General features: G+C 57.7%; 23 protein-coding genes and 4 tRNA genes. 15 read left to right on the forward strand and 12 right to left on the reverse strand.

All coding sequences use genetic code 11. The annotated features are described in order from the left end of the window. Positions 1-120 precede the first annotated feature (120 nt). The 4 genes from DW661_RS08835 (at position 121) to DW661_RS08850 (ending at position 530) form a co-directional block, all read left to right on the forward strand. Positions 121-197: transfer RNA gene (locus DW661_RS08835), tRNA-His, on the forward strand. 22 nt (positions 198-219) lie between these two features. Next, a tRNA-Lys gene (locus DW661_RS08840) sits at positions 220-295 on the forward strand. 43 nt (positions 296-338) lie between these two features. Next, positions 339-414: transfer RNA gene (locus DW661_RS08845), tRNA-Lys, on the forward strand. 43 nt (positions 415-457) lie between these two features. Next, positions 458-530, forward strand: a tRNA-Lys gene (locus DW661_RS08850). Between the two features lie 263 nt (positions 531-793). Here the strand turns inward: DW661_RS08850 and dinD are convergent. The 4 genes from dinD to DW661_RS08870 form a co-directional block, all read right to left on the reverse strand. Further along, a complete protein-coding gene (gene dinD / locus DW661_RS08855; protein WP_117806391.1) occupies positions 794-1,654 on the reverse strand; it encodes a DNA damage-inducible protein D in 861 nt (286 codons plus the stop codon). 161 nt (positions 1,655-1,815) lie between these two features. After that, positions 1,816-3,342: an FAD-dependent oxidoreductase gene (locus DW661_RS08860; RefSeq protein ID WP_118935373.1), complete on the reverse strand. Its 1,527-nt coding sequence runs from the start codon at positions 3,340-3,342 to the stop codon at positions 1,816-1,818. A 256-nt stretch (positions 3,343-3,598) separates the two neighbouring features. Beyond that, a complete protein-coding gene (locus DW661_RS08865) occupies positions 3,599-4,603 on the reverse strand; it encodes a GGGtGRT protein (protein ID WP_055252290.1) in 1,005 nt (334 codons plus the stop codon). An 18-nt stretch (positions 4,604-4,621) separates the two neighbouring features. Continuing rightward, entirely contained in the window at positions 4,622-5,356 is a 735-nt protein-coding gene (locus DW661_RS08870; RefSeq protein WP_006235554.1) for an iron-sulfur cluster assembly scaffold protein, read from the reverse strand. Between the two features lie 403 nt (positions 5,357-5,759). Between DW661_RS08870 and DW661_RS08875 the strand changes: the two genes are divergently transcribed. Next, the gene (locus tag DW661_RS08875; protein ID WP_118270781.1) at positions 5,760-6,572 is read left to right on the forward strand and encodes a transposase; all 813 of its coding nucleotides are present in this window, start codon (positions 5,760-5,762) and stop codon (positions 6,570-6,572) included. A gap of 658 nt (positions 6,573-7,230) precedes the next feature. On the opposite strand, the gene sufU is transcribed toward DW661_RS08875, so the two are convergent. Genes sufU through sufC form a run of 5 tightly spaced genes read right to left on the reverse strand, consistent with a single transcriptional unit; the run spans position 7,231 to position 12,476 of the window. Continuing rightward, the gene (sufU, locus tag DW661_RS08880; protein ID WP_117766943.1) at positions 7,231-7,665 is read right to left on the reverse strand and encodes a Fe-S cluster assembly sulfur transfer protein SufU; all 435 of its coding nucleotides are present in this window, start codon (positions 7,663-7,665) and stop codon (positions 7,231-7,233) included. Further along, entirely contained in the window at positions 7,658-8,983 is a 1,326-nt protein-coding gene (locus DW661_RS08885; protein WP_199412243.1) for an aminotransferase class V-fold PLP-dependent enzyme, read from the reverse strand. The genes sufU and DW661_RS08885 overlap by 8 nt, the downstream gene beginning before the upstream one ends. Beyond that, positions 8,980-10,251, reverse strand: coding sequence for a SufD family Fe-S cluster assembly protein (locus tag DW661_RS08890; protein ID WP_117716830.1), 1,272 nt, complete (start codon positions 10,249-10,251; stop codon positions 8,980-8,982). Before DW661_RS08890 ends, DW661_RS08885 begins: the two co-directional genes overlap by 4 nt. Further along, entirely contained in the window at positions 10,251-11,663 is a 1,413-nt protein-coding gene (gene sufB, locus DW661_RS08895; RefSeq protein ID WP_022094821.1) for a Fe-S cluster assembly protein SufB, read from the reverse strand. The genes DW661_RS08890 and sufB overlap by 1 nt, the downstream gene beginning before the upstream one ends. A 12-nt stretch (positions 11,664-11,675) precedes the next feature. After that, entirely contained in the window at positions 11,676-12,476 is an 801-nt protein-coding gene (gene sufC / locus DW661_RS08900; protein ID WP_117638112.1) for a Fe-S cluster assembly ATPase SufC, read from the reverse strand. A 224-nt stretch (positions 12,477-12,700) separates the two neighbouring features. Here sufC and DW661_RS08905 point away from each other — a divergent pair, with 224 nt between their 5' ends. The 5 genes from DW661_RS08905 (at position 12,701) to DW661_RS08925 (ending at position 17,771) form a co-directional block, all read left to right on the forward strand. Continuing rightward, positions 12,701-13,132 carry an Rrf2 family transcriptional regulator gene (locus DW661_RS08905; protein ID WP_099431873.1) on the forward strand — a complete coding sequence of 144 codons (432 nt, stop codon included), beginning with the start codon at positions 12,701-12,703 and terminating at the stop codon, positions 13,130-13,132. A gap of 8 nt (positions 13,133-13,140) precedes the next feature. After that, the gene (locus DW661_RS08910) at positions 13,141-13,428 is read left to right on the forward strand and encodes a nucleotidyltransferase family protein (protein WP_089572006.1); all 288 of its coding nucleotides are present in this window, start codon (positions 13,141-13,143) and stop codon (positions 13,426-13,428) included. Continuing rightward, positions 13,415-13,834, forward strand: a complete 420-nt coding sequence (locus tag DW661_RS08915; RefSeq protein WP_089572004.1) for an HI0074 family nucleotidyltransferase substrate-binding subunit — start codon at positions 13,415-13,417, stop codon at positions 13,832-13,834. Before DW661_RS08910 ends, DW661_RS08915 begins: the two co-directional genes overlap by 14 nt. 128 nt (positions 13,835-13,962) lie before the next feature. Beyond that, positions 13,963-15,771, forward strand: a complete 1,809-nt coding sequence (locus tag DW661_RS10175; RefSeq protein ID WP_158568435.1) for a hypothetical protein — start codon at positions 13,963-13,965, stop codon at positions 15,769-15,771. Between the two features lie 200 nt (positions 15,772-15,971). After that, entirely contained in the window at positions 15,972-17,771 is a 1,800-nt protein-coding gene (locus tag DW661_RS08925) for an AAA family ATPase (protein WP_118935374.1), read from the forward strand. Positions 17,772-17,788: 17 nt separating this feature from the next. On the opposite strand, the gene DW661_RS08930 is transcribed toward DW661_RS08925, so the two are convergent. Continuing rightward, positions 17,789-18,811, reverse strand: coding sequence for a glycosyltransferase (locus DW661_RS08930; RefSeq protein ID WP_118935375.1), 1,023 nt, complete (start codon positions 18,809-18,811; stop codon positions 17,789-17,791). 237 nt (positions 18,812-19,048) lie between these two features. Between DW661_RS08930 and DW661_RS08935 the strand changes: the two genes are divergently transcribed. Then, a complete protein-coding gene (locus DW661_RS08935) occupies positions 19,049-19,642 on the forward strand; it encodes a hypothetical protein (RefSeq protein ID WP_118935376.1) in 594 nt (197 codons plus the stop codon). A gap of 8 nt (positions 19,643-19,650) precedes the next feature. Continuing rightward, entirely contained in the window at positions 19,651-20,388 is a 738-nt protein-coding gene (locus tag DW661_RS08940) for a hypothetical protein (RefSeq protein WP_147356452.1), read from the forward strand. Here the strand turns inward: DW661_RS08940 and DW661_RS08945 are convergent. Both DW661_RS08945 and DW661_RS08950 read right to left on the reverse strand, forming a co-directional pair. Then, positions 20,385-21,530 (reverse strand): acyltransferase, encoded by a 1,146-nt coding sequence (locus DW661_RS08945; protein WP_118935378.1) that lies wholly within the window; start codon positions 21,528-21,530, stop codon positions 20,385-20,387. The genes DW661_RS08940 and DW661_RS08945 overlap by 4 nt on opposite strands. Before the next feature lie 4 nt (positions 21,531-21,534). Further along, on the reverse strand, positions 21,535-22,635 hold the full coding sequence (locus DW661_RS08950; protein WP_118935379.1) for a glycosyltransferase: 1,101 nt from the start codon (positions 22,633-22,635) through the stop codon (positions 21,535-21,537). A gap of 151 nt (positions 22,636-22,786) precedes the next feature. Between DW661_RS08950 and DW661_RS08955 the strand changes: the two genes are divergently transcribed. The 3 genes from DW661_RS08955 to DW661_RS08965 are packed head-to-tail and all read left to right on the forward strand — an operon-like array spanning position 22,787 to position 24,872. Then, positions 22,787-23,605, forward strand: a complete 819-nt coding sequence (locus DW661_RS08955; RefSeq protein ID WP_158568436.1) for a SatD family protein — start codon at positions 22,787-22,789, stop codon at positions 23,603-23,605. Further along, positions 23,602-24,348: a DUF3307 domain-containing protein gene (locus tag DW661_RS08960; RefSeq protein WP_118935381.1), complete on the forward strand. Its 747-nt coding sequence runs from the start codon at positions 23,602-23,604 to the stop codon at positions 24,346-24,348. Before DW661_RS08955 ends, DW661_RS08960 begins: the two co-directional genes overlap by 4 nt. Positions 24,349-24,392: 44 nt before the next feature. Then, complete coding sequence (locus tag DW661_RS08965) at positions 24,393-24,872, forward strand: hypothetical protein (RefSeq protein WP_118935382.1); 480 nt, start codon at positions 24,393-24,395, stop codon at positions 24,870-24,872. Positions 24,873-25,079 lie beyond the last annotated feature (207 nt).

Below are 25,079 nucleotides of genomic sequence, written 5' to 3' on the forward strand. Positions count from 1 at the left end.
GCTGTTGCAATGAAGATGAGAATCAAGGCGAAAAACTCTTTTCAAAATTCTTGAAAATTGGGGCTTGCATCGCGTGGCGTTCCTTGCAATAATAGTCGAGCGCGAAGCGCACAGGACACGGTGGGTGTAGCTCAGTTGGCTAGAGCGACGGGTTGTGGTCCCGTAGGTCGAGGGTTCGAGTCCCTTTACCCACCCCAGTTCTTGCTTCGTGTTGATATCGGGTCGTTAGCTCAGTTGGTAGAGCAGGGGACTCTTAATCCCAAGGTCCAGGGTTCGACCCCCTGACGGCCCACCACACGATATCTCCTCTAAAGTCCGCCAACACGGACTTTAGCTTTGGGTCGTTAGCTCAGTTGGTAGAGCAGGGGACTCTTAATCCCAAGGTCCAGGGTTCGACCCCCTGACGGCCCACCACACGATATCTCCTCTAAAGTCCGCCAACACGGACTTTAGCTTTGGGTCGTTAGCTCAGTTGGTAGAGCAGGGGACTCTTAATCCCAAGGTCCAGGGTTCGACCCCCTGACGGCCCACCCAAAGTATGTTAAAGCGACTGGCTTAGGCTGGTCGCTTTTTTGTTGACCTCGCATGGGGTCGAACCCGTCGGGGCGCGAAGCTGAGGAAATGCGTAAGCATTTACCAGCGCAGCGCGCAAGGCGCAAAGCGCCGAAGCGGCCGCCTGCAAAGCAGGCTGACCCCCTGACGGCCCACCAAAGCATGTTAAGACGGTCAGCGAAAGTTGGCCGTCTTTTTTATTAACCTCGCATGGGGCCGAACCCGTAAGGGCGCAGACGCTTTACAAGTCGAGCCTGCCCTGGGGGTCGGTGAATCCGTCTGTACCCTCCTTGAGCTTTTTCTCGTCTGCTTTCACGCGACGTTCGAGCTTCTTTGTATCTTCGGCAGGCGGTAGGTTCTCGGGTACAATTCCGCGGTCGATGAGGCTGCCACGCACGCTTGTGTTGTTCTCGACGTGCTCTTGCTTGATCTGGTCCAGACCGTACAGGTCGTGTTCCTCGGCGTTGAAGGCCGTCATCGAGTTCGTAAGGTCCTTTGCTTTGATGAGAACATCGGCTAGCCTGTCCGCCAATGCCGAGCTCTTGGATACGCCGAGCTGTTGCTTCATTTCCGCCGTGCTTCTGCCGCCGAATAACGCTTCATCGCCCTTCGACTTGATGATTGCGAATCCTTTGGAGTCCACGCCGCGTTTGAACGCAATACCCGAGAGCTGTTTCTCTGAATCAGATAGCGAGTGGCGCGCCTGCAAGCGCTGAATCTCTGCGAAGCGCTGCTCTATGAGCTCTTGGCGGCGTGTCTGCACGGCGAAGTACGCCTGTGCGAGCGCGATTTCTTGCTTGTTTGAATCTCCGTTCTGGGCGATTAAATAGCATGCATAGCGCGTAAGTTTGTAGTCTTTAACCGCGCGAGCGGCGACACCGGCAGTTACCATTTTCGTGGTGTCACGAAAATGGGAATCAACTGGAGTTTTGTTTGTTTCGCACGAGACTTTTGCCCTCTTAACAACTTCGGCAAAGTTCTCCCATCGAGTGTACCCCATGGGTTCCATTAAATCGCGTGCGAGCCAATACTCAACGCCGTCTTCCACATTGGCATAGCTATCAAGTTTGACACGCCACTTCTCGATATCTCTACTGTCCATATCTCCTCCTCGCTGGCCTATTGTCTATGCGGGCTTTGCCCGCTCTGTATTCAGAATTAGGATACGCTGCCGTGCGGACACGAATGGGCCCCGTGCCACTTCGAGGTCACGGGGCCCATGGATATCGATTAGTTGTGCTCTGCTCTAGATAGGTGTCCAGTTTAATTCGATCGATAGTGCGAACCCAGGCTTTCGGTCCGCTTGCGCATGGCTTTGACCATCTCCGTTGCCAGCTGATTCTGCGATTGCAGGCGGGCGAGGGCTGCGATCTCGCTGTCATTGGCATGCGGCTTGCTCAGCGCAGTTGCCTCGTCTTTCAGGCTTTCAAGCTGTTGCAGGGCCTTGGATAGACCTGCTTCGGTCCTGTTGATCATGCAATAGGTGCTCATCGTGTGCTTAAGGCTGTGTGTCAGGCGTTCGGCATCTGTTGTGGCAATGCCATACTGAGGGAGGGCGATATCCATCGGAGCGGCCGCCTCGGGAGCGTCCAGCGCTGCTCGAGCTGCCGATGCGCCCGCGATGCGCCCGAATACGATGCCATTGGCACTCGACAAGCCGCCGATGCGGTCGGCGCCGTGCATGCCGCCTGTTGCCTCACCGCAGGCGTAGAGGCCCTCAACGCCCGTGTACGCGGTCTTGTCGATTTTGATACCGCCGTTGGCGGCGTGGGCATACATCGCCACGCGCATCTCGTCGGTCGGCGCGATGCCGTGCTCGTCTTGTAGCCAGGTGGCAAAGGTCTGCACAAACTCGGGGACGTCCTCGCGGGGGAAGTCGTAGTGGAGCGCCAGGTCTTCGGCTCCCGCTTGGTCGATGGCTAGGTCGATAGCGCGAGAATCCAGACGCGAAGTGAAGGGACCATATCCGGAGCGTTGCTCGAGCAGATCGTTTAGCTTGCCGTCGGCAATATCGACCGACTGGTCGAACTTGACGTAGCGCCAGGTCTTCTCGTTAAATACAAGGTTTCGCTTGGGCTCGATGAAGCCGGGCATCATCTGCATGAACTCTATATTAGTAAGTGTTGCGCCGTGCGCCAGCGCGATGGCCTGCGAGGAGCTGAGCACATCAGCCGACGTAAGGCTGCGCTCGAACAGGCCGCTTGTGCCACCGGCTGCGATGATCGTGGCCTTGGCAGCAAAGGGCACGATTTGATTTTCGGTGAGGTCGTAGAGCACGGTTCCGGTTATTCTGCCGTTCGTGTCCTCAACAAGGTCGATAAGCTCATGGCGGGGGAGCAGGCGAATGCCGAGCGACTCGATCCGGGCTGTCAGAGCGTCCTCAAGGGGTTTGCGGGTGAGGCCGCGCCACATGCGCGTCTTGTGGTCAAAGCAGGGGATAAACTGCTTTTGCTGGGCGCTCTCGGCGCTTTGCGGACGCTGGAGCTCAACGCCCAGGTCTTGCTCGAGCCATTCAATTGCCTGGGGAATGCCGTGGACAAACGTCTGGACAAGCTCGGGGTCGGCGACGCCGCCACCAACGGTCTGGATGGTATCGATGAGGTCTTGTTCGTCGTCTTCGTTAACGGGTCCGATAAGCCCCAGGCCCCAGGTTCCGGGGAAGAAGCTCGATCCACTCATAGTCTTGCCGGCGCTTGCCACAGCGACGGTTGCGCCCGTGCGTGCCGCTTCGATGGCGGCGCAAAGGCCCGCAATGCCAGATCCAATTACCAGTACATCAGTCGATTCCATCGGATTCCTTTCTCGTCCGGCGCATTGTCGCATGGGTGATCGGCAATGGGGCCGCAAAGACTCGGCAAATCGGTAAAGGGCAAATATGGCAGGTGGGCGTCATGGACGTTCTGACGCTCCGTCTCATCACATCTCGTATTTCGCCCCAACTGATATATCGGCATTAGCTGCCCTGCGACAGCGTAAACAAAAAGAGCCGCTACCCCGAAAGGTAGCGGCTCCAAAGCTCAACTATGTGAGCATCGCGCGGGCGCGACTAGGCCTTGAGGGCCTCCTCGACGGCGACAGCGCAGGCGACGGTGGCACCGACCATGGGGTTATTGCCCATGCCGATGAGACCCATCATGTCGACGTGCGCAGGCACGGAGGAAGAACCGGCGAACTGGGCGTCGGAGTGCATGCGGCCCATGGTGTCGGTCATGCCGTAAGAGGCAGGGCCGGCGCCCATGTTGTCCGGGTGCAGGGTACGGCCAGTGCCGCCACCAGAAGCGACGGAGAAGTACTTCTTGCCAGCCTCGAGGCGCTCCTTCTTGTAGGTGCCAGCGACGGGGTGCTGGAAGCGCGTGGGGTTGGTGGAGTTACCGGTGATCGAGATGTCAACGTTCTCGTGCCACATGATGGCAACGCCCTCGCGGACGTCGTCGGAACCGTAGCAGTTAACGGCAGCGCGGGGACCATCGGAGTAGGGGATGGTCTCGACGACCTTGAGCTCGCCCGTGTAGTAGTCGAACTGGGTCTTCACGTAGGTGAAGCCGTTGATGCGGGCGATGATCTGAGCGGCGTCCTTGCCCAGACCGTTGAGGATAACGCGCAGCGGCTTCTTGCGAGCCTTGTTGGCGTTCAGAGCCAGGCCGATAGCGCCCTCAGCGGCAGCGAAGGACTCGTGGCCAGCCAGGAAGGCGAAACACTCGGTGTCGTCGGAGAGCAGCATAGCGCCCAGGTTGCCGTGGCCCAGACCGACCTTGCGGTCCTCGGCGACGGAGCCGGGAACGGTGAAGGCCTGGATGCCCTCGCCGATGATGGCGGCAGCCTCAGAAGCGGTCTTGGCGCCACGCTTGACAGCGAGAGCGCAACCGAGGGTGTAGGCCCACTCGGCGTTCTGGAAGGCGATGGACTGGGTGTTGTTGACGATCTCACGCGGGTTGAAGCCCTTGTCGGTGCAGATCTGCAGAGCTTCCTCGAGGGAGGCGATGCCGTTGTCGGCGAGGCACTTGTTGATCTTGTCAGCGCGGCGCTCGTAACCTTCGAACGTAACAGTCATAGTTATTTCCCTCCCTTTCTACTCGTGAACCGGGAACACGCTGGCGACGGAGTGAGTCTCCTCGTCGGTGCGCGGGTCGATGTACTTGGCAGCGTTCTCCCACTGACCATAGTGGCCCATAGCGCCAGCGATGGCCTCCTCGGGGGTCTTGCCGGCCTTGACGGCGTCGGTGAACTTGCCGAGGTTCAGGAACTCGAACGCGATGATCTCGTTCTTGTCGTTGAGAGCCATGCGGGTGACGTAGCCCTGAGCGAGCTCGAGGTAACGAGCGCCCTTGGCCTTGGTGCCGAACATGGTGCCGACCTGAGAGCGAAGGCCCTTGCCGAGGTCGTCGAGGGAGGCGCCCACGGGCAGGCCGCCCTCGGAGAACGCGGTCTGGCTGCGGCCGTAAACGATCTGCAGGAAGATCTCGCGCATAGCAACGTTGATGGCGTCGCAGACGAGGTCGGTGTTGAGGGCCTCGAGGATGGTCTTACCGGGAAGGATCTCGGAAGCCATGGCGGCAGAGTGGGTCATGCCCGAGCAACCGATGGTCTCAACGAGGGCCTCCTCGATGATGCCGTCCTTGACGTTCAGCGTGAGCTTGCAGGCGCCCTGCTGAGGTGCGCACCAACCCACACCGTGCGTAAGACCGGAGATGTCGGAAATCTCCTTAGCCTGGACCCACTTGCCCTCCTCGGGGATGGGTGCGGGGCCGTGGTATGCACCCTTGGCAACGGGGCACATGTTCTCCACTTCCTGTGAGTACTGCATGCCTCTCCTCTCTATCGTGTTGGCGTCCCGTCTGGGGGTCGTGGCTGGCGATTGCCGGGCGACCCTTCGAAAGGGACATGACATGCAGCCCCTATAATACCGCGAAATGCACGGAATATTCGGCGAACGGCTCAGTTTTCGTAGCGAGAAGTCCGGAAGTTTTAATTGAAACGGTTTAACTATATGTTCTGTGGTCGCGAATTTCCGTAGAAGGGGTTCGTCTTGGGCAAGCTTTTGGTCAGCTCTTGTATGCGTTGCGGGGTCTGACCTGTTGCAACGGTGCCGTTCGCCGCCCGTTTACTGCCTTTGGCCGCGCGAGTGTATTGTTTTGCGTGAATGTTTTGATGGCACGCTTCAATCGTGCTGTATTGGATGGCAATCAGATCCCGGCGAAGGGAGCGCCATGCAGCGCGTTTGGAGAACGGTTACCGGCTTTTACCATGTCTGTGCCCGCGGTGTGGGCAAGCAGCTCATCTTTGAGGGCGATGAAGACCGGTGGGAGTTTTTGGAGCTGATGCGTGATTGCTGCCGCGAGGCGGGCGTGACGGTTGTAGCCTGGTGCCTTATGGGCAATCACGTGCATTTGGTGCTTGCAGATTACGAGGACGCGATGAGCGCGGCGATGCACCGGCTGCTTTTGACGTACGCGCGGCGGTTCAATAAACGCACGGGGCGCACGGGGCATCTGTTCCAGAACCGTTTTGACCGGCGCTCGCTCGATACCGACTGGCAGGTGATGGAGGCTATTCGCTCCGTACACGCCGATCCACAGGAGGCGGGCGTTGGCCTAATCGAGCGTTATCCCTGGAGCAGCTTTGCGGAGCATCTGCGCGCTTACGACAGTGATGCGGCAGATGCCACGAGGGGATTTTCCGATCCTTCTTGCATGCTTGAGCTTTTTGGTTCTGCCGAGGCCTTTGCTGCCTATTCGCTTTCGACGCCCGAGGGCGGCGAGCCAACGCTGGGCGATATGAAAGAGACGGAGTGGGAACGCCACGCCTTTGCCGACAAGTTGGCGAAGAGCCTCGGGGTTCCGCTCCGCGGGGTTAAAGCCGCACCGCCGGCGCGGCGCGATACCGTTATTGTTGGATTACACGATGCCGGTTTCACGGTGCGCCAGATTGAGCGCTATACCGGGATTGGCAAAAGTACCGTCTCTCGTATTGTGCGTGCCCGCGCGCGGACGGCGATGCGGACTGGCGGAAACGTGATGTAGGATCGCCTGTGCACCGCAGATGGGGTCGTCCATACGCCGCAACAAGCGTTCAAAAGCTTGGTGCGGTAACTGCACTTCTTAATATGCATAGAACAATCGCCATCTTGCATAAAATAAGGGCTCAGTCCGGGTTTGCCCGTGCCTACCCCCATCTGCGCCGTGCAAAAAACGGAGTTTTCAGCATCGCGGTACTGCCACTACCGTCGCAATTTTGCAACATACGGGCCCCGAAACTATTTATGTCTGCCGATGCACTCCCGAAGCTCATGTTTGCGCCCCTGAGACCACGATGCTTGTTCTAAAACGCACTATATATGCGCCTGGAGACGTTGATTAACGCTTTCGATGCGTATACACACAGCTTGGCGTGCTGAATACTCGCAAAAATGCACGCCGCTCCCTATGGGACCCGTCTGCAGCAGGCGCGAAGCGAATCGGAGCCCAGCTGGATGGGGCATGGGACGATGCTAGGCGTGCTCGTGGCCCTGCCGCAGGCCTTTGGTGCTGTGGAAAACGCCCGTGTTCGCGTCTGGCTGTGTGGTAAATGACAGACGGGGTGCCGGACGCGCGGACTTTGTGCGTTCGCGCTCATTAGAAAAAACAGAGCCGCCCGTATCGGGCGGCTCGGCAATCAAAAACCTTGGATTCGGGGCATACGCTACTGGTTTGCTTGCCCCTCGAGCATGCCGTCGAGGGTGCGCCAGGCGAGCTCGGCGCATTTGACGCGGGCGGGCATGTGCGAGATGTCCTGAAGCTGGGCGGCTTCGTCCAGGTCTTCCAAGTCCTCCTCGGAGAGCTTCTCGCCGCGGATCATGGCGAGGAAGAGTCCCGCCAAGCGACGTGCCTCCTCGACGGTCTCGCCGGTGATGAGGTCGGCCATGATGTCGGCACTGGCCTGGCTGATGGCGCAGCCGTGGCCGGTAAAGGAGGCCTCCTCGATCACGCCGTTCTCGACGCGCAACTGCAAGGTGAGCTCGTCTCCGCAGCTGGGGTTGATGCCGTCGTGCTCGTGCGTGGGAGCATCCATCTCGTACTTATAGTCGGGGTGCGAGTTGTGCTCCATAAATGTGGTGGAGGTGTAAAGGTTACCCATTGAACGTGCTCCAAACGTGATGCAGACCGGCGATGAACTTGTCGATGTCGGCCTTGTCGTTGTAGAAGGCCACGCTGGCGCGGCAGCAGGCAAGGTTCTCGACGCCCAGCCAGGTGAGCAGTGGCTGCGCGCAGTGGTGGCCGGCGCGGATGCAGACGCCGTCCATGTCCATGATGCTCGCGACGTCGTGCGGGTGGATGCCCTTGACGTTAAAGCTCACAACGCCGTGGTGGTTGTCCCAATAGATGGAGCCGATGATCTGGACAAAGTCGAGCTGCATGAGTTCGCCCATCAGATAGTGGACGAGTGCCTGCTCGCGGGTCTGGATGTTCTCGTAACCCACCGTGTTGACCAGGTAGTCGAGTGCCGCACCCGTGGCGAAGATGCCGGCGGCGTCCTGCGTACCCGCCTCGAACTTCTCGGGGACAGGAGCCCAGACGGCGTCCTGCTCGGTGACCGAATCGATCATCTCGCCGCCGGTGAGCATGGGCGGCATGGCGTTGAGCAGGTCCATCTTGCCCCACAGCACGCCGATGCCCATGGGGCCCATGGCCTTGTGCGCGCTAAAGGCAAAGAAGTCGGCGCCCAGGTCGGCCACATCGACCGGCATGTGCGGCAGCGACTGCGCACCGTCGACGACCAGGTAGCCGCCGTACTTGTGCACGAGCTTGCCGAGGTTCTTGACCGGGTTCTCGACGCCCAGCACGTTGGAGACCTGTCCCACGGCCAGGATTTTGGTCTTGGGACCCACCTTTGCAAGAACCTCCTCGGTGGTGAGCTGGCCGGTCTTGGTGGGGTAGAGGTAGACGAGCTTGGCGCCGGTCTCGCGGCAGACCTGCTGCCACGGAATCAGGTTCGAGTGGTGCTCCATGATGGTGATGACGACCTCGTCGCCCGGTTCGAGCACTGTGGGCGCAAAGCTCTTGGCGACCAGGTTGAGCGACTCGCTCGTGTTGCGGGTGAAGACGACCTCGTTGGCCTGTGGGGCGCCGATGAGGTCGGCGATCTGCTGGCGGACCTTCGCGATGGCGTCGGTGGCCTCGACGGACAGCGAGTACAGTCCGCGCAGGGGGTTGGCGTTCATGCGCTGGTAGAAGTCGCGCTCGGCGTCGAGCACACAGGCAGGGCGCTGCGCGGTGGCGGCGCTATCGAGGAAGGCGATCTCGGGGTGCTGCTGGAACAGCGGGAACTGGCCCTTGTAGGGGTTGGTCTCGATGTCCACGGTGGGCCAGCCGCGCGAAGCCTCGTCGCTGGCGTCGAGCTCCATGGGCTCGGGGGCAGTGCAGGTGTCGCATTTAACGTGCTCGGTGTCGATCATGCGAGCTCCTCTTCAAAGTTGTCGATCAGGTTGTTTCCCAGGCGGACGACGGCGGCGCGGGTGCGCTCGTCGGTGGCGGAAAGCGCGGCGTCCTCCAGCTTGGCGCGGATGAACAGGTCCTCGGCGGCGTTTTGGTCAAGGCCGCGGCAGGCGAGATAGAACAGCTGCTCGTCGCGGACGTGGCCGATGGTGGCGCCGTGGTTGCCGGCGACGTCGTCCTCGTCGCAGAGGATGACGGGAACGGTCTTGTTGTCGACGCCCTTGTTGGCCAGCAGCACGGTTTCGCGTTCGGTGCCGACGGCACCCTTGCAGCCGTGCACGAGGTCGATGGTGCCGCGGTAGACCTTCTTGGACGTGCCGGTCAGCACGCCGTTGGCGTCGATTTCGCACTCGGTCTTGCGACCGCGGTGGCGCAGCTCGTAGTTAAAGTCGCGCACCTGCTCGCGGGCGCCCAGGTAATCGGTATCGATCGTAACCTTGGCAGTGTCGCCCAGCAGGTCGCTGGCAAGGCCGGTGGCGCTGGCGCCGGCGCCCAGCACGGTATGCTGCACGTTGACGCGCGCGCCCTCGTCTAGGAACAGCCCGGTGTCGTCGAGCGCAATCCAGCTGTCGTCGAGCGTCTGCGTGCAGGTCACGTTGACGGTGGCGTACTCGTGGGCGCACACGCGTAGCACAGAGCCCACGACGCCCTCGCCCTCGGCGGGCGAGTCTAAGGCGATATGCAGGTCAAGCGTTGCCTGCGGGCGGGCGACGACGTCGATGGCGGCAATCGCAGCCGCCGCGTCGTCGCCGCTTACGCGCACGGTAACCGTGGCGTGCTGGTACGCAGGCATATCGATGACGATGCGCTTGGTAGCGTGCTCGGCCATGTAGGCGTATGCAGCCTCGCCCATGCCGGTTTCGAAGGCCTCGGCGGGGGAGAGCTCCTCTTCGAGCTTGATGGCGCCGACCTGGTAGACAGAGGTGGCGGGCACGTCGAGCTCGGTCTCGGGCGTGATACGGGCGCGGTCGGCGGCATCACCGGGGGCAGCGGTACGGCGCTCGGGGAAGCGCTCGGCCATGGCTTCCATGGCGGTGTCGAAGGCGTCGGCAGCACCGCGGAACTGCTCGTCCAAGCCCTCGACCTCGACGGCCTCGGCAGGAGCGACGGCAAGCTCGTCCGAAAGCTCAAGCTTAGTCTGGTTCATCTTGAGCCAACCCCAAGTGGCAGCCGGCATCGCATTGACCTGCTCAAGGGTGGTAGCAGCGGTGTTCGTGGTCTGTTTCATTATCCGATCGCTCCTTCCATCTCGAGCTTGATCAGGTTGTTCATCTCGACGGCGTACTCCAGCGGCAGCTCCTTGGAGACCGGGTTGGCAAAGCCGTTGACGATCATGGTGCGGGCCTCTTCCTCCGAGATGCCGCGGCTCATCAGGTAGAACACCTTGTCGTCGCCGATGCGTCCGATGGTGGCCTCGTGGCCGATATCGACGTTCTTGGCGCGGATGTCCATAGCGGGGATGGTGTCGGAGCGGCTCTGGTCATCGAGCATGAGCGACTGACAGCTCACGGTTGCCTTGGAGCCCTCGGCCTTGGGTGTCGCCACGATGGAGCTGCGGAAGGTCTGGATGCCGCCGCTCTTGGAGATGCCCTTGGTCTCGACGGTCGCCGAGGTCTCGGGCGCGTTGAGCACGACCTTGCAGCCGGTGTCGAGGTTCTGCCCGGCGCCGGCGAAGGTGATGCCGGTAAAGCTCGAGCGGGCGCGGCGGCCGTTGAGCACGCTCATGGGATAGAGGTAACCTACGTGGCTGCCGAAGGAGCCGCTGATCCATTCGATGTCGCCGTCCTCGTCCACGCGCGCACGCTTGGTGTTGAGGTTGTACATATTCTTGGACCAGTTCTCGATGGTCGAGTAGCGCAGGTGCGCACGCTTGCCCACAAAGAGCTCCACGGCGCCAGCGTGGAGGTTGGCCACGTTGTACTTGGGCGCGGAGCAACCCTCAATGAAGTGCAGGTCGGCATCGTCCTCGACGATGATGAGCGTGTGCTCAAACTGGCCGGCACCCTTGGCGTTGAGGCGGAAGTAGCTCTGCAGCGGGAAGTCGAGCTTGGTGCCCTTGGGCACGTAGACAAACGAGCCGCCCGACCATACGGCGCCGTGCAAGGCCGCAAACTTGTGGTCGGTGGGCGGGATGAGCGTCATGAACTTCTCGTGGATGAGCGGCTCCCACTGCGGATCGTGCAGGGCCTCCTCGATGCCGGAGTAGACGATACCCATCTTGGACGCCGTGTCCTGCATGTTGTGGTAGACCAGCTCGGAGTCGTACTGTGCGCCGACGCCCGCCAGATAGCTGCGCTCGGCCTCGGGGATGCCCAAGCGCTCAAAGGTGTTCTTGATGTCGTCGGGCACCGACTCCCAGTCGTGCTTTTGGTCGGTGTTGGGCTTGACGTAGGTGACGATGTTGTCCATGTCCAGGCCCTCGATGGAGGGGCCCCACGTCGGGTCGGGAAAACGGTTGAAGATCTCGAGGGACTTTAAGCGCAGGTCGAGCATCCACTGCGGCTCGTCCTTTTTGGCGCTGATCTCGCGCACGATGTCGGGCGTGATGCCGGCGTCGAGGCGCTCGAATCCCTCCTCGCCATAGGTGAAGTCGTAGAGGCTGCGGTCGATGTCCGCGACCTCGGTGCGGTTCTTGGTCATTGCGTCGCCCCTTTACGCCTGCTGCCCGGCAGCGGCGGCCTCGGCCTGGGCGCGCTGCTCGGCGGCCTCGCGCTCGAAGGTCTCAAAGCCGTTCTTGTCGATCCAGGGGATGAGCGAGGCGTCGTCCTCGCGCACGATGTGGCCCTTGACCATAACGTGGACACGGTCTACATCCAGGTGCTCCAGGATGCGCGTATTATGCGTGATGATGAGCATGGAACCGTCGCAGCTCTTGCGGTAGGCGTCCATGCCGTGGCTGACGGTGGAAAGCGCGTCGACGTCCAGGCCCGAGTCGGTCTCGTCGAGGATGGCGAGCTTGGGCTGCAGCAACAGGAGCTGGAGCATCTCGACCTTCTTCTTCTCGCCGCCCGAGAAGCCCACGCCTAGCTCGCGGTTGAGGTAGGCGGTATCCATGTTGAGCTCGGCCGCGAGCTCCTTGACGCGACGACGGAATTCCTTGCCCTTCATCTCCAGGCCGGGGCGGCCGGCGATGCTGGCGCGCAAAAAGCTCGACAGCGGCACGCCCGGGATCTCGACCGGGGCCTGGAAGCTCAGGAACAGGCCGGCGCGCGAGCGCTTGTCGGTGGTGAGCTCGGTGATGTCCTGGCCGTCAAAGACGATGCGGCCGTCGTTGACCGTGTAGACGGGGTCGCCCATGACCAGGTGGCCAAGGGTGGACTTGCCGGCGCCGTTGGGTCCCATCAGCACGTGGGTCTCGCCGGCGGCGACGTTGAGGTTGACGTTGTGGAGGATGGTCTTCTCGTCCACGGAGGCGGTCAGACCTTCGATGGAAAGCAGCGGATTTGCGCTCATGCTGTCCCTCTCTGTATATGGTGTACTCATGGGTGTGCGAAACCCTAGGAATCTTCTCGGAATAAAGTTACTATGGGTTCGGCGTTAGTCAAGGGAAAACCCGACTAATCCACTCGACTTTTCAAATTCTGGGACAAAATAACCTGTTGTGTTTGTCCCACTCACTTAAGATTTGGGACAAACAAACCTGGTTATGTTGTCCCAGATGCGATGGGAGGGTAGGTATGCTCATTTCTTCTAAGGGCCGCTATGCCCTCCGACTGATGATCTATATCGCAGCGCTTGGTGACGCCGAGGGCAAGATCGCCCTGCGCGAGGTCGCCGACCGCGAGCGTATCTCGCAAAAGTATCTGGAACAGCTTGTGCGTCCGCTTATGAAGGCAGGCCTGCTTAAGAGCGTGCGCGGCAAGGGTGGCGGCTACATGATGGCCAAGGACCCGGCCGAGGTGCGTGCTGGCGACATCCTGCGCGCCGTCGAGGGCAGCACGGCTCCGGTGGCGTGCGATGGTATCGACAACAGCTGCGCCCGCAGCGATCTCTGCTCGACCGTCAAATTCTGGCGTGGTCTGGACGACGTGATCGAAAAGTACGTCGACGGCGTGACGTTGGCCGACCTGGCCGCCGTCCCCGAGATCAACTTTGACATTAAGCTGTAGGGCTGCAAATGACATCTCTCGACAAGGTGTATAAGCAAATTGAAGTTTTTGCTCGGGAATGTGACGCCGAGAAGGTTGTGCTGTTTGGTTCCCGCGCTCGAGGTGACAACTTGCCTAAGAGCGATATTGACATCGCCGTAGCAGGTTGCCGGGATTTCGGCCGGTTGTCATATTTGATCGAGGAGCGTCTTGATACTCTTTTAGATGTAGATGTCGTCAATCTCGACGAGTCCTTATCGCGTCAATTGCTCGATGAAATTGCCAGGGATGGTGTGATTCTGTATGAAAAAATATGAGAACTTTGTCAGCGCCTTGGCGAATCTTGAAGATGCGCCCAATCAGGATCTCAACAATGATTTTGTTCAGAGTGGTTTGATTAATAAGTTCAATCTTCAATTTGAACTGAGCTGGAAGCTCCTTAAGCGTCTGCTCGAGTATGAGGGCGCCACGCTTGCCGCGTCGGGGTCTCCTCGTGCCATCTTGAAGGAGTCCTACCGATTCTACGACTTTATTGATGAGGCGGCCTGGCTAGATATGCTCAAAGACCGCAATACGAACGTCCATATCTATGACAACAAGCTCGCTCAAGATTTGATTCAGCGCATCTTGAACGTATATATTCCCGCTTTTTGTCAGTTGAGGGACGGGCTGATGGAGCGATACGGCGAGCTTCTGATGGCGCCCGACGACCAGTTTGTTTAATTCCTTAAGATTTCGCGGAGGGTTGTTGCCGTTTACCGAGGGGTTGTTGTGCAACAACGGGCGAGCTGCAATACTTATTTTTATCTTTGCAAACTGCACTTTAACTACACCAATGCAGGGAGGATCTTATGCAGCCCAAGCATTCTGCGATTGTCGCGGGCCTGACGCTGGCGCTTTCGTTTGGCGCCGTTTCCGCGCCGGCACCCGCCGCTGCCGAGGAGCCCACGCCGGGCGTTGCCTCGGATGCGACCGATATCGATAAGGGTCTCTATACCCAGCAGTCCTTTTCGGGCGTGCTGAGGTCGGTCCAGGGCGTTTCGTTTGTTAACGTGACTCCCGAGATGAAGTACTTCACCAAATATGAGAGTCACGGCAACTATAACCAGGGCTTTTCGTACGGTGACGGTTATAACGCGCTGGGTTATTACCAGTTCGACCGTCGTTGGTCGCTCATTCCGTTTATGAAGCAGGCCTACAACTACAACCCCGAAAAATACAGCATGCTCAAGGATGCGATTGATCGCGGCAGCGAGATTTCCAACATGAGCAATGCCATGTACGAGAACGGCCAGCTCACCGAGTTGGGCCGTATTGCGCAGGAGGCCTTCCAGGGCGCTTATAACATCGATCCTGTTGAGTTCTCAGCTCTTCAAGATGCCTATGCGTACAACTCGTACTATGCGGTGACCGAGGCGTGGCTCAAGAGTGGCCTGGGCATTGATATTTCGGGCCGTGCCGATTGCGTTAAGGGCATGGTGTGGAGCATCACCAACATGTGCGGCACCGGTGGCTGCAGGGACTTCTTCCGTTGGGCGAATCTCTCCAACGATATGTCCGACCGCGAGTTTGTGACGGCGCTTTCCAACAGTGTGGTCAATAACGTGGCGACCAAGTATTCGAGCCAGCCCCAGTATCATGAGGGCTGGAAGAACCGCTACCGCAATGAGCTGAAGGACTGCTTGGTTTATATCGCCGAGGACGAGGCCGCTGCGACGCCCGTGCAGCCCGAACCTACGCCGGCGCCCTCGCCGACGCCTGATTCGAATGACGACTCGAGCGACGATGCCAACGATGACAGGATGGATGCGCCCTCGACCGGTGCTGACGGTGATGGCTCTGCTGGTGGCACTACCAACAACGGCTCTACCTCGAACGGCTCCGTTTCGAACGGCTCTGCTGCGGGCGATTCGTCTTCAAGCTCTGCCGGCAATACGGACAGCGACGCTTCTGGTTCGACCGGCGCTGGCACCTCTAACTCATCCACCGGCTCGAGCGATTCGTCCGTTGGCACCGGCTCTAACAACGGCTCCGGCTCTGACGCAACCCCTGGTTCCGATGCTTCCAAGGATGACTCGAATAAGGCGCCGGACGTTCCCGTTGCTTCGCCGGACAAGAAGCCTTCTTTCTCCGAGCAGCTTGGCTCTACGCTGGGCTCTTCGCTGATGGCTGGCGTCAATAACGGCTCGACCCAGAACAAGGGCAACTCTGATCAGGTTTCCACGGAAAAGATCGAAGCCGCAAAGGGCGACTCCAAGGACAAGGCTTCCGAGAAGACCGAATCCGATAAGGGTTCTAGCTCTGAGGAGAAGAGCGACAAGTCCGAACAGAAGAAGGACGAGGATAAGAAGTCTGAATCTGAGGAGAAGGACAAGAGCAAGGCCGAGGGCGAAAAGAAACAGTCCGAAGACGACGACAAGAGCGGTGCTGACAACCAGGTCCAAGAGCAAAATGACTCCAAAACGGTGACCACCACGACCACGACGACTACAACTACCAAGTCCTCGGGCGGCAACATGCCCAAGACGGGCGATCTGATTGTGATGGCGAGCCTCGCCAGCGCGAGCTTGGCTACGCTGGGTGCCACGTCTATCGTAAGTGGTAAGCATAAGCTCGATCAGCAGAAGAAAACTTCTGGGGAGGACGGCTCGGAGGAGTAATCTTCCAGATCGTTTTCGATAAGAGTTTGGGACGGGGTCCGGTGCGGCGGCATCGGACCTCGTTTTTGTTGTGCAACGATTTGTTATGCCCCCTCGGGGGTCTGTTGCTACCGTTGCCCGAAACGTTTACATGTCGATAATGTTGCGCTCTACCCGCTCGTTACAATGGGCATCGTGCTGCGTTAGAGGGAGAGTTTACGATGTCTGAACAGGTGAATTATGGTGTTGCTCATGCGTTTGGCGCACGGTTGCTCAATCATGCGGATAACGCAGCTCTGCCGGTTGATGTGCACGACTTTTCCGATGCAATCAATCGGTGTTTACTCGTCGATAAGACTATGTTTATTGCCGATATATTGGACAGCGAAGCACCTGTTGCGCTTTGTTGTCGGCCCAAGGGTTTTGGCAAGAGCATGAATCTATCGATGCTCAAATGCTATTTGGAACGACCTGATCACCTGCGGTCGGATCGAAGCCCGTTCGTCGGCACCCAGATTTGGCAGGCGGGCGGCGGTCGCTATCGTGATGAGTACGTGTGTTATCCGGTCATCATGCTCGTCTTTTCAGCTGCCGCTGCGAGGCGCGACGCCGATGCTGCGGCGGCTATTCGCAGCACTGTCGCGCACGAGTGCGCCCGATTGCTGCCGCTGCTTGCCGCGCCTGATCTGTCAAGACGTGAGGTCCGTCTTATCGAGAGGGCGGCGCGTGGGGTGGCCAGCGAAAAGGAGATCGATGCGGCGCTCGGCGTGCTCATTAAACTGCTCCAGACAGCTTTCGATGAGCAGGTTGTTCTTCTGATAGACGACTACGACGTGGTATGTCCAAAGCGCTTGGACGCTAAGGACGACGGTAGCGTGGATTCCCTAGAGTCGCTCAGCCGAATGTTGTTCGACACCATTGCCGACGCCGGCGACTCGTTGCGATTGACGTGTCTGATGGGCGAGCGCCCCGGTCCCGCCGAGTTTGCGTTGTCCCAACGTGGGGTTTCCTATCGGTCGGCTACGCCGCTGTCGAGTTGGTGTGATCGATGGTTCGGTTTTTCGGACGATGAAGTCCAGGTGCTGTTGGATCGCATCGGTCGCAACGGCTGTCTGGATGACGCGCGTGAGTGGCTCGAGGGCTATCTGTTTGGTTGTTTTTATTGCTCGATCCCGGAGCGTGTGGTGGACTACGCATATCGCGGTTGCGTCGCGCCCGTTCGGGCAGATCTGTATGGTTACGCCGACCGTCTGAGCGCATGCGTCGGCGACTGGAATCTCATGCGCCTGTCCGCATTGTTCGATTTGCTTGAGCCGCATGGGTTTATTGAGGCGCCAGTGCATGTGCATGCCGAGGAGGCCGATGCTGCCAAGCCCGAAGATATCTGGACAGCGCTGTATCTGTCTGGATTTCTTACGACGGACATGACGGGGCATTCGGAGGACGGCGCGTGCCTTCGTTCCCTGCGTCTGCCTAGCAACGAAGTGCGTCAGGCGCTCCGTCTTGTAATTCTGGAATGGTTTGAGTGCGCCGTTGAGGACGTTGGAGTTATCGACTCGTTCCATGACGGGCTGTGTCGAGGAGACGAGGACACTGTAAAGCAGGCTTTGATCTGCGCTATCAGCGATCTGGGCATCGATGTGGGCCAATCAGATATGCCGACAGCCTATCATCTGGCGCTGCAGGGCCTCTGCTTTGGACTGCCCGGCTATTGCAATCCCAGCTCCAAGCGAAGTGGCGTCTCGGATCGCTGGGATATCCAGGTGATTCCCACCGGTCGGGTGTTTGACGTGGCCGACACGCTCGGCATGCTCGATGAACGACCGCTCATTTCGATCAACATGATGTACGACCCTGACGTCGATGCCCTGGGCCTGGAACTGTTGGCGGTTCAGGCGCTGCTCGACATAGAGCGCGACGGCATCGACGAAATCCGTGTACCACGCCCCGGCGTGGGTCGCATGCGCTGGGGGTTCGGTTTTGATGGGCAGCGCGTGTCCGTGGTGTGCCAGCGGTTATAGGGGATGGCGAAAGCCCTTTACTGATCCACGTCCTTCATGGGCGGCATGGGCTTCCAGTTGGGGTCCTTGACGATCTTGCGGGCGTCCTTCATGCCGCGGCGCAGCGCCGGAATGCCGGTCTTAAAGCACTTGTCAACGGTGGCCAGGCGAATGAATTCCTTGCAGAAGGTCGCGGCGTTGCCCAGACGGAACAGCACTGGGTGGTAGTCGCCGTAGATCTGCATGTAGCGTGCCAGATAACCGCGGTTGCGCATGATGTAGTAGCGGTTGGTGTCGCTCGTGGAGTTGAGCTGGCGCTTGCCGGCGATGTCCCAGTTAGAGACGGCGCGGGCGCGCTTGAGCACCACGTCGGCAACAACGGCGGCGGGGAAGTGCTGGCTGGCCACGTAGCCATAGCAGGCATCGTCGCCGTAGATGAAGAATCGCGCATCGGGCAGGCCGATCTTGTCGACCACGCGGCGCGAGAACATGCCGCCCTCAAAGCACAGCTGGTTCATGGCGCGATAGCCCTCGGGGCCCAAGTCCCACTTGGCGACGGGGTTGGGAATGCCGAGCGAAAGGATGAGCTGGTACTGCCAAAAGAAGGCGCCGCCGTCAAAGTCCAGACGCGAACCCTGGATGACGTCGTAGCGGTCGGTCCACTTGGCCAAGCGCTCGATGCCTTCGGGGATGACGAGCACATCGTCGTCCATGACCCAGAACCACTGGGCCCCCAAGTCGTAGGCGCATTTAGTGCCGGCGGAGAAGCCGCCCGCACCGCCGCCGTTTTCGAGCTGCGGGGCGTAGATGACGCGGCCGGTGCCGCCCTGCGCGTCGGGCTGCTCGGTGTCGATACCCCACAGGTTGGCCAGACGCTCGTTGAATGCGGCGCACATGGCCTCGGTCTCGCGCGAATTCTCGTTATCGACAATCACGATGCGCCAGGGCGTTGCCGTGAGATCGGTCATGGAGTCGAACAAGTTGGCCAGGAGTTCCTGGCGCTTGTACGTAACGACGACAATGGCGAGCTTATCGATGGGAGCGGGAAGGGTTGAAGTCATGAACGAGAATATCCTTTCGCGTGGGCAGCGTATCGGCCCTGCGGAATTAACAACGTGTCCCATGGGACACGACTATTGTAAGCGTAGGCGGGCGCCCGCGGGTAATGTTCCGCTAATCACCAAGAACGTTTGCTACAAGCCTGGTTGACGTGTGGGCGTAGCGAGATTGCATGCGCGCATTGTGGTATTACATAGGTGCCGATTCCTGTGGACGCAATCTTTCTGTTTGGATGACCCGTGAATAAAACTCGTTTAACCTCCTTTGCCGATAGCCTCCCCATCAAGGCCATGTTGCTGTTTTTGGTTCTTCAGGTCGCATTTGTCTTGAGCAATACGGTGGCAAATTGTCTTCCGCGGTCCGTTATCGAGTCGCATGCGCAGGGTTCGGAGTCCTCGGCTCTGTTGTCTGACATGTATGTCTACGACCACCGTGTTGCAGCTGGTCCTGTTTGCTTTGATAACAATCGCTTTATCATTGAAGTCACACAGCAAAAGGACCAAGGTTCTCCGTTTAAGACGATGGCTGTTGCCGAGATTGATGACGTTACGAAAGCCGGCGAGATTACGCATCAGCAGTACTACCGGTATTGGCATGGATGGCAGCTACTTACGAATGTCTGCCTGTTTATTGGCGGTATCGATGTTGTCATGGTGCCCGCGGCTGCCCTGGCGATTGCCGGCTCCGCTTGCGCTTACGTTGCCTTGCGGAAGCGGTTTTCAATGTCAGTGACGTTGGGTTTCCTTGCAATCCTGTTGTTCTCGACCAATCTGTTTTCAATTATATCGGTGATCTACTGCTGTGCATCTCGTTCTTTGTGGCGCTCATCATGATGTCTTGCATGAGCCTTCGTTTGAGTTCTGCATCGAGTGAGCGTGCGTTCACGAGCCGCCTTGTCCTGTGGTCCATAGCGACCGGCGCGGCATTTTCGTTTTTGGACTTCCTTACGATTCCTGCCGCAGTTGTCGCCCTGCATTGTTTTTTCGCCTTCATTGCGCTCCCCGAGGGTGAGCGCCCCAAGCGCTGCGTCGTCACGATGATGCAGGCGCTCTTTGGGTTTGGGCTTTCGTTTGTGTTTACCTGGGCGATGAAATGGGTTGTCGCGGCATTTGTACTGGGTTGGAACGAGGTCTTTTCGAACGTTCTGGGCGAGATGGGCCTTTGGTCTGCGCATGGGGCTTCGTCACTGTTGCCCCAAGCTGACTGGCCTCAGATTTTGAAGGAGTTTTATTGCATGAGCCCGCAGCTGTTCGCCATTTGCTCAACTGCTGGTTATGCGATGATCTCGAACGTCGTTTGTCTTGTTTCGTTTGCTGCCGTATTGGTGATCTGGATTGCCGTATTCGTATGCTCAATACGGGGTGGCGCGCAAGACGGTCGCCGTCATAAGGTGTTGATCCAGTCGCTGCTCATGGTACTGCCTCTGGTGGTTGTTCTGGGTTATTTCGTTGTTATGCATGACCATGCGATCGTTCATATTCCGGTATTTGGCTGCAAGAACTGGGCGATTGTCTTTGCGATTCTATTTGCTTCGGGTGTAAGTGCACTTCGTGGCTTGCGGAGTCGGAAGGCCGCCTAGCTGCTCATGCGGGCCTTGATGGCCTCGACTACGGCTCTGCGTACGATATCCATGAGGAGCAGGGCAAGCGCGAGGCAAAGGCTCATAAGGATTCCGAGCAAAATGGCGCCGGCTGGATGAGGCTCTCCCGTTTGGATGCCTGTCGCCATGGTGTAGATTGCTTTGTCAAAGATGGGTCGCCAGACATTGCAGGTAAACGACTGTACGGCGTAGAAAGCGAGCGTTCCTGCGGCGAGGGACATGATTGTCTTGTCTGCAGCTGAGACTTCGTGGCGCGGCTGATGGAGCGCTGCGGCGGCAACGGATGCGGCGGCCAAGATAAAGGATATGACGGAAGTGGACTTGTAGGAGAGCTTCCAGAGCGCGTCGTATTGGCTGTTTGCCGATAGCAGAAGCTCGAGCGCGATGGTGACGGCAACGAGTCCGATGAGTGCGATCTTGGATTTTTGAGCGCCGGATGCGTTGCCGTGGCATTCGAGGACAAAGCGCATTTCTCCGGCTGCAATAAACGCGACCAGGTAAGTAACGGCGCTCATGAGCTTGTGCCACAAAACGATGCCGGCCTCTTTGTTTGCCGTCGCCGCGATGTAGCAGTTGATTCCAAATGTTGTGAGCACGAGGAGTGCTACGACAAACGGGGCCCTTATGCTGCCGATTTGCTGTCGTAACAACGCAATAACCGGGACGAGTAATACAGATGCCGCGTAGACCCAGATAAACTCGATGCCCAGCGTAAGCCAGCCAATCTCGTGCAGTGAGATTTCGGGCAGGGGATAGACGTACATCGAGACAAACAGACAAGCTGCGCAATAAAAGAGCGTGGGCAAGACGATCTTCTTGAGGCGCTCAAGTGATTTGAGCGTGAGGCCCCGCGCGGACGAACCGTTTTGGAGGGCGCGTACCGCCGAGGGAATAAGGAAGTACCCCGAGATCATAAAAAAGATCTCGTTGGCCCAACAGCCCAGCAGGTTAATGAATCCCGGTAGTCCCGAATAGGGGAAAGCCGCAAGCGATGCGTATTCCGGCACGCCGGTGCAGACGGCTTGGAAGGTCCATTGAAACGTGTGGAATATGGCAATCCCGGCGACCGCGACCAAGCGCGGCGCCTCGATGGAGGTATTTCTGCTTGCTTTGCTGCCCATCAGACTATTTTCCAGCGCGTGCGTTGTACGAACCAAAGTGCGATGTGATCATTTTTAGAGTTTGCTTGGGCCCCTTGTTCCATACGTTATACAAGCCCTCTCCCACGAGGTCCTTGGCGTATGCGCAGTAGCTGATTTTAGGATTGGCAATGCCCATATACTCGGCATAGAGCCTTTTGGCCGCAGGGGTAACGCGAGGATTGGCAAATACCAGCTCTTGCGGCATGCGTTCGAACATCTTGTGGATGGCCCGCTCAATTTCGGGGTGACCGTCAATTCCTGTGTGCTCAATCATGATGCCCATATAGGTGAAGCCGCGTGTGATTTGCGGTGTCCAGACGGCGGGGTCGGTGACGTTGAGCCTCTCAAGAATATCGACCATGTCGTTCCAGCGATTAAACGGCATCAAGGGGTCACGCTTTGCCAGGGCGGCCGCCTTTTCGGGTGTTTCCTCGCGGTAGCAATAATACGGCTTGGGCCAGTAAGCGATGGCCTTTGCCTGGCAGAGCGTTTCGACGAGGAATGGATTGTCGGCCCAGCCCGCACCGGGGATTACCTTAAACCAGATATTGTTTTGCAACAGGAAGTCGCGACGATAGATTGCCGACCAAATGGACGGATGGTGGGCCAGCAGGTGTGGAGCGTCGTGAATGGTGAACGGTTGCCGAGGCGGTTTAATGCGACCGCGATATGCGCAGTGTAGTTTGACCTCTTGGGGGGTATCGGGGTTGCGAATGATCCAATACGGGGTCTCAATAATATCGAGCTTGTTCGGATCGCCAAATTCGCTCTTGGCAAAGGCAAGCATGTCGGAGTACATTCCGGGCTCGATCCAGTCATCGGGCTCGAGGATGGCAATCCAGTCGCCCTTTGCCTCGCGAATGCCCAGATTGCAGGTTGCGCCGTAACCCTGGTTTGCCTTATCGATCACTCGAACGCGCGAGTCACACGCGGCGAAATCTTGCATAATGGCGAGCGAGTTGTCGGTGGATCCGTCGTTGATGGCGAGGATTTCCAGTTCGATATTCTTTTCGTTTAATAGGCTGCCTATAGCCTGAGAAAGATACGGCGCGGCATTGTAAGTAGGCACGATTACGGTCAGCATTCAAACACTTTCTCTAGGCGACTTGGAAGAATTATACCCTATTGCAAAGCAACGATTTTGGTTGCATATGCTCTGAAGAAACTAAAACCGTTGCAAATGAATGAAAGCAACTAAATTAGTTGCTATAATCGCCATGAGGAAAGGAAGCCTGATGAACAATAGCTATTCGGCTCTCATGGTCGACATGAGGCATTCGAGATGTCTTTCGGACAGTAGAAGGCAAAGCGCGCAGGAGGATCTTGCAAACGCAATGGAATGCACAAACGAGCTGTTCAAAACTGAGCTCGAAATGCCGCTAATGTTTAGTGCGGGCGATGAATTGCAGGGCCTTTTCCGTAGTACGGCTGGCGCATTCTTGGCATACAGATTTATTAAGATACTCGTCCAGACGGTTGATCTTAGGGGCGGTATTGGAGTGGGAGAATGGAAAACTCGGATGCAGTCCGCATTGTCGACGGAACAAGACGGGTCAGCATACCATCGTGCGCGTAGAGCAATTGCTGAGTCTGAAAAGGATAAGTACAGCGATTTAAAGATCATTGATGTTTCGGGCGTTTCGCGCGAGAAGGAACTGTGCGCGGCGGGTTGTCTAGAAATAATTGATCGCAGAAACGAGTCGCAGCGTAATTACTGTGAGGTTGTTGAATTACTGCGACCGCTTATGCTGCATGATGACAGAGACGCGACTTTGAGCAAAAGGTATGCTGAGCTAATCGAGGCGCGTATAGGCAAAAAGTACGGCGCTAAAAGCAATCCGAGCGATTGCGCGCCAGTGGCGTTGGGCAGCTCGCTCAACCTCAACGTAGATAGCATCAGGGCTAGCCATGTAGGGCTTGCGGGACAAATGGGTGTTGCGATGGGGAAGACGAGGCAGGGGCTCGAGAAAAGCCTTAGACTCGCGAATGTTGTAAGAGAAAGAGAGCTGGCTGCTTTCGCCGTTCATTTCCTTAATGAGCTGGAGATGTCATGAGGGTATTCGGGTGTTTCCTTCTGTTTCATATGCTGTTCGACTTTTATTTTCAGTCGAATAAGATGGCAGGCGAGAAGGAATACAGCAGAATTGCCCTTGCCATGCATTGCTTAGTTTACTCGGTCGGCGCCGCAGCAACAGTAGCTCTTCTGTTTGAGGCGAGTGCAACCGCCATTGCTGCGTCCTTTACAGTATTTGCCCTTTCACATTGGATTATCGATGGCAGCCTGAGAAGAGCGTTTGCAGGACTTGACCTTTCGCCGGTCGGTAGTTTTCTGGCCGATCAAGTGCTGCACATTATAATTCTGCTCATATTGAGCGTTCTATGTTGCCATTTGTGGGCCATGCGGCCAATTGCTTTGAATCTCTTGGGCGCCCGTGGAGCGGAGCTCTCTTGGATTTCGACACTGTGTTTTTGTGGACGCCCTTGTAGCATTGTTATTGCAAAGGTGCTCCAATTTCTTCGAAACCCGGGTGTTGAGCAGTCGGCGGATGCGACAACCGCACATTCAGGCAAGTGGATTGGAATATTTGAAAGGCTGATTGTCGCGGCGCTTTCTCTGATGAGCCAATATTCGGCTATAGCATTTATTTTCACCGCAAAAAGTATCGCACGCTTTAAGCAGTTGGAAAGCGATAAGGATTTTGCTGAGGTTTATTTGCTGGGCTCATTGGCAAGCGTGTTCTTGGCAATGGCTTCTGCGGTCTTATTTAGCTATTTGTTTAGTGACGCCGGTTGCTGATGTTATTAAAAATGTTAGATAGGTGAAGGATTGAGAGGTCGTCCATGAATGTCACGTCGAATGATTCCGGGCCGGAGTTTATCAAGAAATTAATGCCGTGTATTCATCATTTGACAATGGGACCGGGTTTATTTCGCGGCGAGTATTGTGAATCTTCTGATAGGTTTGTTGCAGCAGGGGCTGTGTCGTATTTTAACGTGCGAGATCCGGGCCCGTTGCAGAACATGCAGGATGCTGATTTTATCGACGTCTTTCTTCACGGGAACAATATTCGTAACTGTTTTTATTTCATTAGAAGCTCTGAAAATCCAGCGGTACGAGAAGAGAATGAAGATCTGTATTTCGATAAAAGCCTAACGAAGAGGGAATTTCTTGACAGTATTTATGAGCAACTGAAGCAAATGGAAGACATTGGCTGCTTCTCAAAAGACGAGATAAAAGATCTTGTTTATGCGATTGGGAACAGCTTGATTGACATTGAAATTTCTGGCTTCAAAACGATCATAGGTAGCGGCAGATTTTAGAAGGACCCCTCCTTCGTTTGCCTGATTAAATAGCCGCCGGCTGATTGCCTTTGTCGGCTTGGCTCGCGTCCCCCCAATCTAGTAGACTCTAAACCGTTGCTAGATTAGGGGGATTTTCCATGAAGCGCTCCATGAAACGAGTTTCCGGGGCCGTCGTCGCGCTCGCGCTCGCGGCCGCCCTGGCCCTGTGCGGGCCCGCGGCCTACG

The sequence above is a fragment of the Collinsella sp. AM24-1 genome (assembly GCF_003470325.1).
GTDB lineage: Bacteria > Actinomycetota > Coriobacteriia > Coriobacteriales > Coriobacteriaceae > Collinsella.

Excerpts from the sequence above, each read along its gene's own strand:
- DW661_RS10175 (WP_158568435.1), top strand. The coding sequence starts at position 13,963 with ATGCAGCCCAAGCATTCTGCGATTGTCGCGGGCCTGACGCTGGCGCTT.
- DW661_RS08875 (WP_118270781.1), top strand. The coding sequence starts at position 5,760 with ATGCAGCGCGTTTGGAGAACGGTTACCGGCTTTTACCATGTCTGTGCC.
- DW661_RS08930 (WP_118935375.1), bottom strand. The coding sequence starts at position 18,811 with ATGACTTCAACCCTTCCCGCTCCCATCGATAAGCTCGCCATTGTCGTC.
- dinD (WP_117806391.1), bottom strand. The coding sequence starts at position 1,654 with ATGGACAGTAGAGATATCGAGAAGTGGCGTGTCAAACTTGATAGCTAT.
- DW661_RS08965 (WP_118935382.1), top strand. The coding sequence starts at position 24,393 with ATGAATGTCACGTCGAATGATTCCGGGCCGGAGTTTATCAAGAAATTA.
- DW661_RS08960 (WP_118935381.1), top strand. The coding sequence starts at position 23,602 with ATGAGGGTATTCGGGTGTTTCCTTCTGTTTCATATGCTGTTCGACTTT.
- DW661_RS08890 (WP_117716830.1), bottom strand. The coding sequence starts at position 10,251 with ATGAAACAGACCACGAACACCGCTGCTACCACCCTTGAGCAGGTCAAT.
- DW661_RS08860 (WP_118935373.1), bottom strand. The coding sequence starts at position 3,342 with ATGGAATCGACTGATGTACTGGTAATTGGATCTGGCATTGCGGGCCTT.
- DW661_RS08915 (WP_089572004.1), top strand. The coding sequence starts at position 13,415 with ATGAAAAAATATGAGAACTTTGTCAGCGCCTTGGCGAATCTTGAAGAT.
- DW661_RS08925 (WP_118935374.1), top strand. The coding sequence starts at position 15,972 with ATGTCTGAACAGGTGAATTATGGTGTTGCTCATGCGTTTGGCGCACGG.
- DW661_RS08865 (WP_055252290.1), bottom strand. The coding sequence starts at position 4,603 with ATGACTGTTACGTTCGAAGGTTACGAGCGCCGCGCTGACAAGATCAAC.
- DW661_RS08870 (WP_006235554.1), bottom strand. The coding sequence starts at position 5,356 with ATGCAGTACTCACAGGAAGTGGAGAACATGTGCCCCGTTGCCAAGGGT.
- DW661_RS08955 (WP_158568436.1), top strand. The coding sequence starts at position 22,787 with ATGAACAATAGCTATTCGGCTCTCATGGTCGACATGAGGCATTCGAGA.
- DW661_RS08945 (WP_118935378.1), bottom strand. The coding sequence starts at position 21,530 with ATGGGCAGCAAAGCAAGCAGAAATACCTCCATCGAGGCGCCGCGCTTG.
- sufB (WP_022094821.1), bottom strand. The coding sequence starts at position 11,663 with ATGACCAAGAACCGCACCGAGGTCGCGGACATCGACCGCAGCCTCTAC.
- DW661_RS08950 (WP_118935379.1), bottom strand. The coding sequence starts at position 22,635 with ATGCTGACCGTAATCGTGCCTACTTACAATGCCGCGCCGTATCTTTCT.
- DW661_RS08885 (WP_199412243.1), bottom strand. The coding sequence starts at position 8,983 with ATGATCGACACCGAGCACGTTAAATGCGACACCTGCACTGCCCCCGAG.
- DW661_RS08905 (WP_099431873.1), top strand. The coding sequence starts at position 12,701 with ATGCTCATTTCTTCTAAGGGCCGCTATGCCCTCCGACTGATGATCTAT.
- DW661_RS08910 (WP_089572006.1), top strand. The coding sequence starts at position 13,141 with ATGACATCTCTCGACAAGGTGTATAAGCAAATTGAAGTTTTTGCTCGG.
- DW661_RS08940 (WP_147356452.1), top strand. The coding sequence starts at position 19,651 with ATGAGCCTTCGTTTGAGTTCTGCATCGAGTGAGCGTGCGTTCACGAGC.
- sufU (WP_117766943.1), bottom strand. The coding sequence starts at position 7,665 with ATGGGTAACCTTTACACCTCCACCACATTTATGGAGCACAACTCGCAC.
- sufC (WP_117638112.1), bottom strand. The coding sequence starts at position 12,476 with ATGAGCGCAAATCCGCTGCTTTCCATCGAAGGTCTGACCGCCTCCGTG.